At 36.0% G+C, this 14,947-nt stretch carries 10 protein-coding genes; 2 read left to right on the top strand and 8 right to left on the bottom strand.

Translation table 11 applies throughout. From position 1 onward, the window contains the following. Positions 1-99: 99 nt before the first annotated feature. The 3 genes from dacB to NOV28_RS01550 all read right to left on the bottom strand — a co-directional run bounded on the left by dacB (position 100) and on the right by NOV28_RS01550 (position 5,388). Positions 100-1,548, bottom strand: coding sequence for a D-alanyl-D-alanine carboxypeptidase/D-alanyl-D-alanine endopeptidase (gene dacB, locus NOV28_RS01560; RefSeq protein WP_255926854.1), 1,449 nt, complete (start codon positions 1,546-1,548; stop codon positions 100-102). A gap of 117 nt (positions 1,549-1,665) precedes the next feature. Continuing rightward, the gene (gene priA, locus NOV28_RS01555) at positions 1,666-4,113 is read right to left on the bottom strand and encodes a replication restart helicase PriA (RefSeq protein WP_255926852.1); all 2,448 of its coding nucleotides are present in this window, start codon (positions 4,111-4,113) and stop codon (positions 1,666-1,668) included. A 105-nt stretch (positions 4,114-4,218) separates the two neighbouring features. Continuing rightward, positions 4,219-5,388: a proline dehydrogenase family protein gene (locus NOV28_RS01550; protein WP_255926850.1), complete on the bottom strand. Its 1,170-nt coding sequence runs from the start codon at positions 5,386-5,388 to the stop codon at positions 4,219-4,221. Positions 5,389-5,477: 89 nt separating this feature from the next. Here NOV28_RS01550 and aroB point away from each other — a divergent pair, with 89 nt between their 5' ends. Together aroB and NOV28_RS01540 are read left to right on the top strand one after the other, a co-directional pair. Next, positions 5,478-6,518, top strand: coding sequence for a 3-dehydroquinate synthase (gene aroB / locus NOV28_RS01545; protein ID WP_255926848.1), 1,041 nt, complete (start codon positions 5,478-5,480; stop codon positions 6,516-6,518). Between the two features lie 308 nt (positions 6,519-6,826). Continuing rightward, positions 6,827-7,432, top strand: a complete 606-nt coding sequence (locus NOV28_RS01540; protein ID WP_255926846.1) for a porin family protein — start codon at positions 6,827-6,829, stop codon at positions 7,430-7,432. A gap of 61 nt (positions 7,433-7,493) precedes the next feature. Here NOV28_RS01540 and purF read toward each other — a convergent pair whose 3' ends face one another. From purF to NOV28_RS01515, 5 genes are all read right to left on the bottom strand, one after another. Beyond that, positions 7,494-8,984, bottom strand: coding sequence for an amidophosphoribosyltransferase (purF, locus tag NOV28_RS01535; protein WP_255926844.1), 1,491 nt, complete (start codon positions 8,982-8,984; stop codon positions 7,494-7,496). Between the two features lie 23 nt (positions 8,985-9,007). Further along, on the bottom strand, positions 9,008-9,727 hold the full coding sequence (gene purC / locus NOV28_RS01530) for a phosphoribosylaminoimidazolesuccinocarboxamide synthase (protein WP_255926842.1): 720 nt from the start codon (positions 9,725-9,727) through the stop codon (positions 9,008-9,010). A 37-nt stretch (positions 9,728-9,764) separates the two neighbouring features. Next, positions 9,765-10,466, bottom strand: coding sequence for a DUF3307 domain-containing protein (locus NOV28_RS01525; RefSeq protein WP_255926840.1), 702 nt, complete (start codon positions 10,464-10,466; stop codon positions 9,765-9,767). Then, positions 10,466-11,071: a SatD family protein gene (locus NOV28_RS01520; protein WP_255926838.1), complete on the bottom strand. Its 606-nt coding sequence runs from the start codon at positions 11,069-11,071 to the stop codon at positions 10,466-10,468. The genes NOV28_RS01525 and NOV28_RS01520 overlap by 1 nt, the downstream gene beginning before the upstream one ends. A 134-nt stretch (positions 11,072-11,205) precedes the next feature. Next, entirely contained in the window at positions 11,206-14,901 is a 3,696-nt protein-coding gene (locus NOV28_RS01515; RefSeq protein WP_255926836.1) for a phosphoribosylformylglycinamidine synthase, read from the bottom strand. Positions 14,902-14,947 lie beyond the last annotated feature (46 nt).

Genomic DNA, 14,947 nt, shown 5'->3' with positions numbered 1-14,947 from the left:
AACTAATTCTTTTTAGGAAAGAATTTAATTTCTTTTTCAATAAAAAAAGCCTCTCAATTATTATTGAAAGGTTAAGGATATTGTTGATTTATTATTTAATTAAAGATTCAGCGCAGGTTCCAAAAGTTGTTCCATCCTGCTTTTTACTTGATCTACCGAACCTGCGTAATTATTGATAAGCAAAGAGAAAACTAAAGTTTTACCGCTATTTGTTTTCATATATCCGGCCAAAGTTTTCACTTTATTTAATGTGCCTGTTTTAGCAAAAATTTGTCCGTTTCCGGTTCCCAAAAACATTTTCTTCAAAGTTCCGGTTTGTCCCCCAATCGGCAATGAATCGAAATAAGTTTTATAGTATTTTTGGTTCATTAAACTGGTTAAAAATTTCACTTGCGAAATCGGAGTTACCAAATTACTTCGCGATAAACCGCTTCCATCAATATAATTAAGTCCGTTCGTATCGAAAGAACTTTCCGTCAAATGATCTACCACCACTTTTCTTCCAGATTCTAAAGTTTGATCTCCATTTTTCTGAAAACCAACCATTCTCAAAGTCGCTTCTGCCAAAGCATTATCACTGTGTTGATTGGTGTAATAAATAATTTCCGATAAAGTTGGCGATTGATAAGTGGTAATAAATTCTCTTTTTTCAGGATTCAAATCTGTCGTTTTGGTAACCACTTTTCCGGTTACTGGCAAACCTCTTTTCAACATGTTTGCTCGCAAATTATTCGCAAGATAAGCCGGCGCATCAGGCAATTTTGTGGTAAGTCCCAATCCGTTAAAATTATCTGCATAAACCATCTGGTTGATATATGGTGAGATGTAATAGAAATTCTTGTTTTCAGCAAAAGGGTTGGCTTGTTTGGCAATTAATTTCTCGTTTTGAGGATTAATTTCAAACGTAGAACCAACTGGAAGATAGTAACTTCCGTTTTCTAACCAAACGATATTGGCCGGTAAACGCTGCATTTTGTTCATCTTAAAAACAGCAGTTTGGATGATGATATCGCCATTTACTTTCTTAATTCCTTTTTCCGAAATCGCAGCCATAAAATCTGAAATAATCATGCTATAGGAAGATGCTCCAGCTTTATTAGTTCCCAAAGAAGGATCACCACTTCCAACTACATACAGATTTCCTTGCAAAACACCTTCTGCATCAATATTTCCTGAATATTCAAGCTGAGTATTCCAACGGAACTTTTCTCCCAAAAGATTAATTGCAGTTTCTGTAGTCAACAATTTTGTAGTTGAAGCTGGTACCAAAGAAGCGTTTTCATTGTATGAACTTACTACTTTTTTGGTTTTAGGATCGTAAATCACAAAACCCCAATTCGCATTTCGAAGCACCGGATCGTTCATGATCGAATTGATTTTGATATCGACCAATTCTTTAGCCGACATTAATTTTTCTGGTGCAGAAATATTGGAAGAGTGAGTTTCGTAAGATTGAGGATAATTTGAAGAAGTAAAAGTTCCTTGCCCGAATGCCAGTGCAGATAGTGCAAAAGCAGTAGAGACCAATATATTTTTAAGTCTAATCATTTAAATTTAATTTGATAATCTGAATAATGCTTATTATTCAACGGTCAAAAATATAAATTATTACCGAGCTACCGTGTTTTCACCCTTATAAAACACCGTTAATTTTGTTAAAAAGTGTTAAAAATCAACAAAAGTCAGTTTTTTAATGCTCTGATATGCAGTAATTTCGTCAAATTCTTCAAAACTTTTGAGCAAAAGATCTTTAAATTCTTTATACTTTTTACCTCGCGGAAATTTGAGTAAAATTTGATATTGATACATCAAATTCAGTTTTCCGATTGGCGATTTTTCCGGACCGAGAATACATTCTTCCGGAAGATATTTTCGCAGAATTGAACCCAAAAACTGAGACGCGCGATTCACCTTGTCTTCTTTTCGATGTTTCAATTCAATCATAATCAGTTTTACAAACGGTGGATAAAGAAATTTCTTTCTTTCTTCCAAAAAATGTCGGTAAATTTTATCCTGATCATTATCTTTAATTAATTGAAATACAAGATGTTGTGGATTATAAGTTTGAATTAAAACTTTCCCTTCACCAGAAATTCTTCCCGCTCTTCCGGAAACTTGAGTAATCAATTGAAAAGCTCTTTCTTCCGCCCGAAAATCTTGTACATACAACATTGAATCCGCTCGTGGAATCGCCACTAATTCAATATTATCAAAATCTAATCCCTTGGAAATCATTTGAGTACCAACCAAAATGTCGGTTTCGCCACTTTCTATTTTTTCGTATAATTTCTCGTAGGCGAATTTTTTACGCATTGAATCTACATCCATTCGATCGACTTCCGAATTTGGAAAAAGTCGCTGAACTTCCTCGTGAACCTGCTCCACACCTACTCCACGTTCGTTCAGATTTTCAGAATGACATTTCGGACAAACTTTTGGTTTCGCCGATTTTTGCCCACAATAATGACATTTCATCTCATTCGAATATTTGTGATAAGTCATAACCACATCACAATTCGAGCAATAATTCACATAACCGCAACTTTCACACTCCACCACATTGGCGTATCCACGGCGGTTGTGGAGAATCATAGTTTGTTTTTTATGTTCAATTTCATGCTTAATTTCATCAATTAATTTCAAAGAAAAATTCCCCATTACTTTTTTAGAATCTTGTGCTTCTTTAAAGTTAATCAATTCAAATTCAGGAAGTTTTACATTTCCAAATCGTTCCGAAAGGTAAATATATTTCAGTTTTTCGGTTTTGGCCAAATAATACGATTCCACCGATGGCGTTGCAGAACCCAAAATCACCGGAGCTTGATACAATTTTGCTAAAACTTGCGCCGCATCTTTCGCATTAAAAAAAGGCGAAACTTCTCGCGGTTTGTACGCCGAATCGTGTTCTTCATCAACGATAATTAAACCCAAATTCTGAAATGGGAGGAACAAAGAATTCCTAGTTCCGATCAGTATTTTCAACTGATTATTTTTAATTTTTCGCCAAACCTCGACCTTTTCAAAATCGGTCAGTTTTTGGTGATAAAAACCAAGTTGTTTGCCGTATTTTTTTTCTAAACGCTGCACAATTTGTTTGGTAAGCGCTATTTCTGGAAGCAAAAAAAGCACATTTTTACCTTCAGAAACCGTTTCTTCGATTTTCTCTAAATAAATATGCGTTTTCCCGGACGAAGTGACGCCGTGAAGCAAAACATTTTTCCCAATTTCAAAAGCTTCATCGATTTCTTTCTTCGATTGCAACTGAGTTTCCGTGAGTTTTTCGATGGTTTCTATTTCGCCTTCATAAGCTTCCAAACGATCTCTTTGAAGAAAATATTCCTGAACTAAATTCTTTTCAACCAAAGATTTCAATTGTGGTTGCGAGAAATTTCCTTCTTCAAAAACTTCAGATTTTTTCAAATCTTTTTTAGGATTTTCGGTAAATTTTTCAAGCAAATAAAGAAAAAGTTCTTGCTGTTTTGGCGAACGTTTCAGTTCCAAAAGAATTTCCGGAATTTTCCGCTTTTCGATTTCTTGTTCGTTGATTTTCAGGTAAGCAACTTCCTTTGCGCTGTATTTTTCCGAAATTTTTTCATCAATTTCAATGTATTGAAGATCAATTAACGAATTGATGGTTTTCACAATTTCTTTTTTCGGAATAAATGCTTCAATTTCGGTTAAATTGATCAATTGCCGAACTTCCAAAGCCTGAATCAGGTACATTTCATTCACATCCAAATTCTCGAAATCGACCGTGATATTAGGTTTTAATTTAAGATAAGTTTCGCTTTCCAACTTTAAAGATGAAGGGAAAGCAAACCGATAAATCTCGCCCAAATTGCAGAGATAATACTCGGAAATCCATTGCCAGAAAAGGATTTGTTCTTCGGGAAGAATCGGAAAATCGTCGAGGATATTAACAATTTCTTTCGGTACAAAATTTTCCGGTTTTCGATCATGAATTTCAACAACGATACCGGTATAAATTTTCTTGCCACGAAAAGAAACCAAAACGCGCATTCCAGGTTGCAAAATTTCAATTAAATCATCGGGAACTTTATAGGTAAAAGTCCCTGCAAGATTGAGCGGCAAAATGATTTGGGCAAAAGTCAATTCAATAGATTATTTGAAAATTCACGAAGCTTCGAAGCACAAATTTAATGAAAAAGAGTTGGAAAAAATCCAACTCTGTTCTATTTAAAATGATAAGAAAAACGATTAATTACCTTTTCTTCTTTTCAATTCTTTACTAATCAATGACAATTCGCGACCTGTTTGTCCTGCTACAGAAGTATTTTCTTCGGCTCTGCGAATTAAATAAGGAACCACATCTTTCACCGGACCATACGGAAGGTATTTTGCAACATTATATTTTTGGTCGGCAAGCGTGTAAGTAATATTGTCGCTCATGCCGTAAAGTTGCCCGAAATAAATGCTTTCGGTGATATTTTCAAGGCCTTTTGCTTTCATTTTATTCATCACAAGTTCGGTAGAAATCTCGTTATGAGTTCCGAAAAATGCAGAAACCCGATCGATATTTTCCATCACGAAGTCGATTCCAGAATTGTAATTTTTATCGGTAGCATCTTTATTAGGCTGGATCGGATCCGGATAATTTTTCTCCGCTGCTCTTTCTCTTTCCTTTTCCATATAGGCACCGCGCACAATTTTGTACCCGATAAAATATCCTTTTTCCTTCGCGCGCTGAAGATTTTCCTGCATATATTCAAGCCTTCCGGTTCGGTACATCTGAATGGTATTCCAAACGATGGGTTGTTCACGGTTGTATTTCTCCATCATTTCTTCTACCAAATGATCTGCTGCATCTTGCATCCAAGATTCTTCCGCATCGATCATTACTTTTTTATGGTTTTGATGACAAAGTTGACATACTTCATCAAATCTTTTTACCACACGCGCCCATTCTTCTTTTTGGCTTTCTGTCAATTCGATTCCTTTTCCAACCGCTTCGTAAATATCGATTCGGCCAAAAGCAGTTGGTTTAAAAACAATAAACGGAATCGCAGGATTGCCAACAGAAAACTTTACAATATCTTTAATTTCTTTGCAAACCGCATCAAAAGTAGCTTCTTCTTCTTTTCCTTCAATCGAATAATCGAAAATACTGCCTACTCCACGTCTGAACATTCTAGTTACACATTTCATGCTCTCTTCGCGGGTTTCGCCACCGCAAAACTGCTCAAACAAAGTAGCTTTTACCAAATCTCCGGCAAGAGGAAAGTCATTATGAACGGTAAAATTCAAAATTCGGGTCCCTATTTTGGTTAAAGCCGGCTGCTCGATTAATTTGAACATCCAGAAAGCTTTTTTTAGCTGGGAATTGGATTTATCGGCAAAAGCCAATTGTGTGTTATTGAAAATACTCATTAATACTTTTTAATACTCGCAAATTTAATAATACTATATGAATTGAAAAAACGAATTTAAAGTTTAATTTTGTGATAAATTTCAGCATTATGATTTCAATTTTAGACCAAAATTTTTCTCAACTCAATCAATTTTTAAATACATTAAAACCTTCGAAACTTTTTATTCTTGTTGATGAAAATACACATGAATATTGTCTTCCAACAGTTTTGGGAAATTTGGAAAACGAAATCCCGTTTGAAATCATCGAAATTGAAGCCGGCGAGGAACTGAAAACCATCGAAACGGCGACGCAACTTTGGGAAATTCTCTCCGAATTTGAAGCCGATCGAAAATCATTGATGCTAAATCTTGGTGGCGGTGTGATCACCGATTTGGGCGGATTTGTGGCTTCTACATACAAGCGCGGAATTCCGTTCATCAATTTACCAACCACACTTTTAGGAATGTGCGACGCGTCAATTGGCGGAAAAACAGGAATAGATCATCAGTTTCTGAAAAATATTGTAGGAACTTTTGCTGAGCCGGAACAGATTTTCGTTTTCCCATATTTCCTGCGAACTTTGCCTTTCGTTGAACTTCGAAGTGGATTTGCTGAGATGTTGAAACACGGTTTAATTGCCGACGAAAAACACTGGAAAGACCTTATTTCCATTGAAAACTTAGATCCGGAAAAAATTTATCCTTTTATTGAAACTTCGATGAAGATTAAACAAAAGGTGGTAGAAATTGATTTTAAAGAACAAAACATTCGCAAGACTTTAAACTTCGGACACACGATTGGTCATGCCGTGGAAAGTTTATTTTTGCAAACCAATCAACTCATTCCTCACGGGGAAGCGGTTGCTCTCGGAATGATTTGCGAAACGCAGCTTTCTGTTTTGGAAAATCTCATCAATTCGGAAACGGCGAAAAACATCATCGAAAAAATCAGGAAATTTTATCCTTATATTTCAATTAATGCCTTTTCAACGGAGCAAATCTTGGCTTTAATGAAGAATGATAAGAAAAATTCTGACGGAAAAATCAGTTTTTCGTTGATTGACAAGATTGGAAATTGCCAATTTGATCGTTCGGTTTCGGAAGAAAACATCATTTCAGCATTACATTTTTATCAAAATTTAGGGTAAAAATTCAATTTTGACATTATTTAACGCATAACATCTTTATAAATTTTATAAAATTTCTATTTCCAAAAACCAAATTTAAATTACTAAAAATCAATTATTTACAATTGAATAATTTTAAACTATTGTTTAATTTTTCATAAGACATATCATTTTTGGCACAGCGTTTGAAACATCCCACCCGTAAAACAATTTAAAAAACGTGAATTTGAGAAGCGTTTCTAAATGCAAGAAGGATTAAAATTAAATCTTTTTATTTTAGAAGAAGCGATTATCAAATTCCAAAAAAATTTAATTAAAATTTAAGAATTATGAAAAAGTTATTTTTAGGTGCAGCAATCGCAATGAGTTCATTAACATTCGCACAACAATTTGGTATTAAAGGTGGTATGAACGTTTCTTCACTATCTACTGAGGAAGGTTTAGATGATCAAAAATCTAAAATTGGTTTCAATGCAGGTTTATTCATGAATGCTCCATTAGCAGAAAACTTTAGCATCCAACCAGAGTTACTTTATTCTCAGTACGGTGATAAAGCTAACGCTACTATCGCAGGAAACGAATACTCTTATTCAAGAAAACTTGACTATGTAACTTTACCTGTAATGTTCCAATATAACGCGACTCCAAGTTTTTATTTAGAAGCAGGTCCTGAGTTCGGATTGTTGGTAAGTGCAAAAAATAAAGTAAAAAATGAAACTTCAGGTCAAACCGTAACTGAATCAGACAACTATAAAGATGATCTAAATGGATTTAACTTTGGTTTAGGTCTTGGTGCAGGTTACTATTTTACACCTAATGTAGGTTTAACTGCAAGATATGTTGCTGGTTTTACTGATATTTACAAAGATGGACAAAACTCTGGTGACGCTGTAAAAAACAACGTATTCCAAGTTGGTTTAGCTTATAAATTCTAAGACAACACTCATATTACACTTAATATTACAAAGGTTGGGAAATTTCCCAACCTTTTTTTATTTATTCATCAGTATAATCTGGGTTTGGCCCGGCTGGCACCGGATATTCTTCGGTAAAACAACCGAAACAATGGTTGGAACTTCCCAGGATAACTTTCAGGTTATCCATACTTAAAAACTCCAACGAATCTACGCCCAAATAATTACGCAATTCCTCTACCGACATATTGGCGGAAATTAAATCGTCTTTCGAAGGCGTATCGATCCCCAAATAACACGGCGCAATAATCGGTGGTGAAACGCTGCGGAAATGGATTTCTTTAACTCCCGCATCTTTCAAAATTTTCACCAAACGCTTTGAAGTGGTTCCACGAACAATAGAGTCATCAATAATGACCACCCTTTTCCCTTTAATTTCGGACAGAATGGGGTTGAGTTTTAAATTCACTATTCTTTCCCGCATTTCTTGCGTCGGAACGATGAAACTTCTCCCAATGTATCTATTTTTAATTAGAACCGGACGAAACGGAATGCCCGAAGCGATGGAAAAACCAATCGCCGCAGGAACTCCAGAATCGGGAACTCCAATTACAATATCTGCTTCTACAGGAGCCTGTTCCCAGATTTTCATTCCGGATTTTTCACGAATTTCATGAACATTGATATTTTCCAAAACAGAATCGGGTCTTGCAAAATAAATATATTCGAATGCGCAGATTTTATTTACGCAGTTTTCTTTAACCAAAAACGATTTGAGTCCCTTTTCATTTTCGCTGGTGTAAACGATTTCTCCTGGCAAAATATCGCGAACATATTGCGCACCAACAGCGTCTAATGCAACTGATTCCGATGCTGCAACGAAAGTTTTCTCGTCAATCGCTCCCAAAACCAAAGGTCGAATTCCGTGGAAATCGCGGAAGGCAAAGAATTTATTTCTCGTCATTCCAACCACCGAATAAGCACCTTCTATTTTTTCCATCGTAGCTTTAATAGCGCCCCGCAAACCAAGATCCAGATTTTTTTGGATTAAACGCAAAATGACTTCAGAATCGGAAGTTGCTTTAAAAACTACACCTTCAGCTTCGAGTTCTTTTTTAAGCTCTTGAGCGTTGGTCAAATTTCCGTTATGAGCAATGGAAAGAATAATTTGATCATATTCGTTTTTGGCAAAGAACGGTTGGAAATTGTATTTCTTTTTGTCACCCGCCGTCGTATATCTTGTATGTCCGATCGCAGAGTTTCCCATGAAAGTTTCGGGTTCGCGAATGTTTTTATAGACATCGAGAACAAGACCCTCATCTTTAACATTGACAATTTTTCCATTTTTTATCACCGAAATTCCGCAAGCTTCCTGACCGCGATGTTGCAATGCGAAAAGGCCAAATTGCGAAAGCGAAAAAGTATCTAAATCGGTATCAGAATACAATCCGAAAATTCCGCATTCTTCAGAAGGAGCGTCAAAAACGTCATCCGATTTCAGCAAATTCCTTCCGTATGTTCTTTCTTTGAACTGGTTTAAATAATTTACTTTATGTTGTTGTAAATCTTTCATTTTTTTCTTTTCTCCAAAAAAAATTATTTGTTCAGTACCTTTTTCAATCGTTCGTAGATTTCGACATAAGCTTCTGTCACCTCGCCCAAATCTCTTCTGAAACGGTCTTTATCCAATTTTTTCATCGTGTCTTTATCCCAAAGTCTGCAAGTATCTGGTGAAATTTCGTCGGCAAGAATAATTTGTCCGTCAGCAGTTTTGCCTAATTCTATTTTGAAATCCACCAAAATAATATTCATTTTATCGAAAAGGTCGATCAAAATCTCGTTGATATCTGAAGTAAGTTCGTACATTTCATCGAGATCTTCGTAGGTTGCGGCACCCAAAAAAACCGCGTGATGATCATTGATAAGCGGATCTCCCAACTCATCTTTTTTATAACAAATATCGAAAATAGTCACCGGAGATTTGATGCCTTCTTCCACACCTAATCTTTGCGCCATACTTCCTGCAGAATAGTTGCGAACCACCATTTCTAAAGGTATAATGTTCACTTTCTTAACCAATTGTTCTCTTTCGTCAATCTTTTTGATGAAATGAGTTGGAATTCCTTTCTCATTCAAATATTCGAAAATCATAGTGGTGATGGCATTATTCATTTCACCTTTCAAGTCTACACTTCCTCTTTTCTGTGCATTGAAAGCAGTTGCATCATCTTTGAATCGAACAATCACTTCATTTGGCTGATCTGTTTCGAAAACTTGTTTTGCTTTTCCTTCATAAAGCATTGCTCCTTTTGTCATTTTTACTTTTTATTTGATTATTTCAATTGTTTTTAATTTAAATTTTAACTAAAATTCCTGTCAACACAGCGATTCCGAAACTTAATAAAGTTCCTATCAATACATATTCGGTTAGTTTTCTTTGCTTGGCTTCTGCCAAATCACTAAATCTGAAAACCGATTTTGCGGCAATCATAAACCCCACGCCTTCCCAATGATCGACGAGGATGAATACAAACACCAAAAGCCTTTCGAGAATTCCTATATATTTCCCTGCATTCACGAGGGATTCTGTTTGAAACTTGCTGTGCTCTACGGTAACGGGAGTCCAAATAGAGATCAAAATTTTGATGAAAATTGAAGATGGAACCGTTAAAAAAACCACTGCCGTAATGAGTTTTAAAGTTTCAGAATTAAAGAAATCTTCCCATCGGAAATACGGAAAATACACCATTGATAAGCCGACAATCACCAAAATATGGAGCAATTGATCAACAAAAAACCATGTTCTTTTGGTTTTTGAATTCTGAAAATTCAGTTTTGCCCAATCGATAAAAAAATGTGAAACTCCGATGATTACAGCGATCCACCAAAGTTCTAAATTCCATAAAAAAACGAATGCGAGAACTGTATGCAATAAAATATGAAGATACAAATAGATGCTTTTCCCCTTTTTCTTCTCTTTATCCGCGACCCATGAATTGGGTTGTAGAAGAAAATCTCCTAACAAATGTGCCAATATGAGAGGAATAAAAATCATTAGAGTTCTGCTATTTTTTTTCTGAAAAACAAATCGGTTTCCTGAATCAAATCAAAATTTGATCGTTTAATTCTCTGACTTACTGACGATTGAGTAATATTAAGTTCTTTTGCCAATTCTTCCTGAGTAAGTTCCGGATTGGTGAGCAACCGATGAATAATTTCCGCCGTAGCAACCGACCAACTGTCGAAATCGATCGAAGCCCATTTAAAAAGAATATTCAAATCGCGGTTCACTTTATCATTTTCGGTTTTTATCGCCAAAGTTCGTCCTTCAGTTTTGATATCATTTAAAAGTCGCCCAGAATTCACGTAAGCAGAACCGTTTGACTCGGTAATTTTTTCGGAGAGAAAAACTTCATTTCCAATGCCAATTGCCAATCTCACGTCCAGATTCTCAAAAGTCCTGATGAGTGATTTTATCATTAAAGATTTTGAAAAAACTTCATCAACATTGCATTTCAACTGAAATTCGTCCCCACGGTACACCTCCCAGTTTTCGGGAGTTGAAGACCAACTTCCCAACAAATTTTTCAACTTAGGAAGCCACAATTCAGAATCAGTATTTTGAGAATTAATAATATCTCCGGTAATAATGGCAATCATTCTGCAAATATAAGCAATTGCCCTTATAAAACCTAAATATAAGCTAAATCGATAATAAATTTATTTTATAAGGGAATTTACTTATAATTAATCTCTTTTTATTTTTAAATATTTATCCATTCTCAAAGCATTTCTTACTTGAAATACTCGACTCCGTTTTTGAAAATATTATGATAATTGGCGGTCGGAATATTCTTCAACAAACCTTCCGAAAATCTTTCCGGATGCCCCATTCTACCAAAAATTTTCCCTGATTTACTCGCGATTCCTTCAATTCCAAACAAGGAATTATTCGGATTGAAAGGCATTCCATGTGCAATTTTCCCTTCAAAATCAATGTATTGAGTGGCAATTTGTCCGCTTTCATACAATTCTTTAATCACTTCTTCACTTGCCATAAATCTTCCTTCGCCGTGCGAAATCGGAATCGTAAACACTTGATCTTTCATCCCTTTTAGCCAAGGCGATTGATCGCTAACAACTTTCACATCAACCATTTGAGAAATATGTCTTCCGATTGCATTATGCGCCAATGTTGGAGAATTCTCGTCCAAATCGCGAATCTCACCATAAGGCAAAAGTCCGGATTTTACCAAGGCCTGGAATCCGTTGCAAATCCCGAGAATCATTCCGTCACGGTTCAATAAATCGTGAACTGCGTTTTTCATTTTCTCGTTTTTCAAAACATTCACAATGAATTTCGCAGAACCATCCGGCTCGTCACCGGCAGAAAATCCGCCAGAAAAAACCAAAATTTGCGATTGATTGATTTCAGAAATCCACGCATCCAAACTTTCATTGAGAAGCTGATGATTCAAATTGATCAACGGCAAATTTGAAACTTCTGCACCTTCTTTTCGGAAAGCATTTTGAGTTTCATATTCACAATTGGTTCCCGGAAAAACAGGTGCAAAAACACGAGGTTTTGCAATTCCGTGTTTTCGGATTATTATGGTTTCTGCTTTTGTAGCATTGAATTTTTCGTCCAGTTCTACCACAATTTTTTCTTTTTCAATCGTAGGAAACAGCTCTTCAAAAGTTCCTTTGTAAACCTCAAATAAACTTGAGATAGAAATTTTTAAATCATTAATTATTAAATATTTATCAGTTTTTACCTCACCAATCAATTGAATCAAATCATTATTTAATTCTGAAGAACTTTCAATGATTAAACTTCCAATATTTTTATTTAAAAGTAAATGTTGATCCAGCGAAATCTCGGCTCCTAATTGGTTTCCGAAACTCATTTTTGCTAAAGCAACCGCAACTCCACCATCCTTGATGGACTTCACAGAAACAATCTTTTTCGCCTTACTATTTTCATGAATAAATTCGAAAACTTGTTTCAATTTATCATAATCCGGCAAACCATTTTCCTGAGGAATGTGATGGAATAAATACAATTTGTTTCCTGCTTTCTTGAATTCCGGAGAAATGATGTTTTTCTTTTCACCATTTGCGCAAGCGAAAGAAATCAAAGTTGGCGGCACATTGATATCCTGAAAACTTCCACTCATCGAATCTTTTCCGCCAATCGCAGCGAGTTCCAAATTCATTTGTGCATCGTATGCGCCGAGAAGCGACGCCAAAGGTTTTCCCCATTTTTCAGGTTGATTTCCCAGTTTTTCAAAATATTCCTGAAAACTCAAACGAATATTTTTATAATTTCCGCCCATGGCTACGATTTTCGCAACGCTTTCAATCACCGCATTTGCAGCGCCAATCATCGAGTTTTGAGAAGAAACTTCCGCATCAAATCCCCAACTTGCCAAAGAAACTGTTTCGATATTTTCAGCATTTAAAACCGGCAAAGTTTGCACACTTCCTTCCATCTCCGTTTCCTGAAATTTCCCACCAAAAGGCATCGCAACGGAAGTTCCGCCAACAGATGCATCAAACATTTCAGCCAAACCTTTTTGCGAAGCACTATTTTTACTCGAAATCGCTTTCAAGAAATTCTCATCAGTGAATTTAATATTTTGATTTTCAACTTTTTGCAAATGTGAAATTTCCGCATGTTGAGATTTTGCACAACCGTTAGTATCTAAAAATTCGCGGCTTAAATCCACAATTTTATTTCCCTGCCAAAACATCTGCATTCTTCCGGAATCGGTTACTTTCGCCACTTCTACGGCTTTAATATTTTCCTTTTCGCAGAATTTGATGAATTTTTCTTTGTCCTTCGCATCAATCACCACCGCCATTCTTTCCTGAGATTCAGAAATTGCGAGCTCTGTCCCGTTTAATCCATCATACTTCAAAGGCAGAATATCGAGGTTGATTTCAAGAGAATCAGCGATTTCGCCTATCGCCACAGAAACGCCGCCGGCTCCAAAATCGTTTGATTTTTTAATTAAAGTAGTGACTTCAGGATTTCTAAACAATCGCTGAATTTTACGTTCTTCCACCGCATTTCCTTTCTGAACTTCCGTGGAAAGTGTATGAATAGAGGTTTCATCTTGCTCTTTTGAACTTCCAGTTGCACCTCCAACTCCATCGCGACCGGTTGCTCCACCAAGCAAAATCACCAGATCTCCGGGTTGCGGTTTTTCGCGTCTTACCCAATCTTTTTTCACCGCTCCGACTACAAATCCAACTTCCATGCGTTTTGCTTTGTAGCCATCGTGGTAAATTTCATTCACCAAAGTAGTCGCCAAACCAATCTGGTTTCCGTAGGAAGAATAGCCATTTGCGGCTTGCTTCGTAATTGTTCTTTGCGGAAGTTTTCCCGGTAAAGTTTCAGAAATCGGCTCCAAAACATCTGCAGCTCCTGAAAGTCGCATCGCTTGATAAACAAACGCTCTTCCGGACAATGGATCGCGAATTGCGCCCCCCAAACACGTGGAAGCACCGCCAAAAGGTTCAATTTCTGTCGGGTGATTGTGGGTTTCGTTTTTAAACAAAAGATACCAAGGTTCTTTTTTACCGTCAAATTCGGCTTCAATTTCTATGGTACACGCATTGATTTCATCAGAAACAACGAGGTTTTCGAGCTTTCCGGTTTTGTGGAAATATCTCGCACAAACCGTCGCCAAATCCATCAAAGAAATCGGTTTCGCTTCTCTTCCGAGGAATTTTCTTTTCTCTAAATAATCATTAAAAATAGTTTTCAAAGTTTCCTTAAAACCATCATTAAACTGAATATCAGTCAATTCCGTTTCGAAAGTCGTATGTCGGCAATGATCACTCCAATACGTATCGAGGACCTTAAGTTCAGTTTCCGAAGGATTTCGGTCTTCAGTTTTAAAATAGTTCTGAATAAATTCCAAATCATCGAATCCCAAAGCAAAACCGTGATGAAGATAAAACTCTTTAAGTTCGTCCGTAGAAAAATCGATAAAACCCTCATTAATAATGACCGGATCGGGAGTTTCCTCGGCCGGAATTTCAAGTTGAGACAAATCTTTTTCCTGAGATTCAACCTTATTGATTAAATGATTTTTAATTTTTTCAACCTCATTTTCAGAAACGCCGAAAAGTTCGATGAGTTTTCCGCTTCTTACTTTTGAATTTTCATTTCCGGTAAGCAAAGCGATACATTGTTGCGCAGAATCTGCTCTTTGATCGTATTGTCCGGGTAAAAATTCGGTAGCAAAATGAAGGTTTTCAGCAGGATTTTTAGTGTGAAGAATATCCACCACTGGATCCACAAAAGTATTGAAAATCACTTTATTAAGTTCACTTTCTTCGATACCGAAAACATCATAAATATTATACACTTTTACATCCTGAATATGCGGAATGATGGTTTTGATTTCACTAAAAATTTTCGGACTTTCTACATCGAAAATACCGCGCTTTTCTACAAAAATTCTTTTATTATCAGACATTCTATGTCAATTTTAAAGGGAATAATTCATTAAAAAATGCAGACAA

Source organism: Kaistella montana, from assembly GCF_024436175.1.
Classification (GTDB): domain Bacteria; phylum Bacteroidota; class Bacteroidia; order Flavobacteriales; family Weeksellaceae; genus Kaistella; species Kaistella montana.
This window is presented reverse-complemented; position numbering and strand designations above follow the sequence as displayed.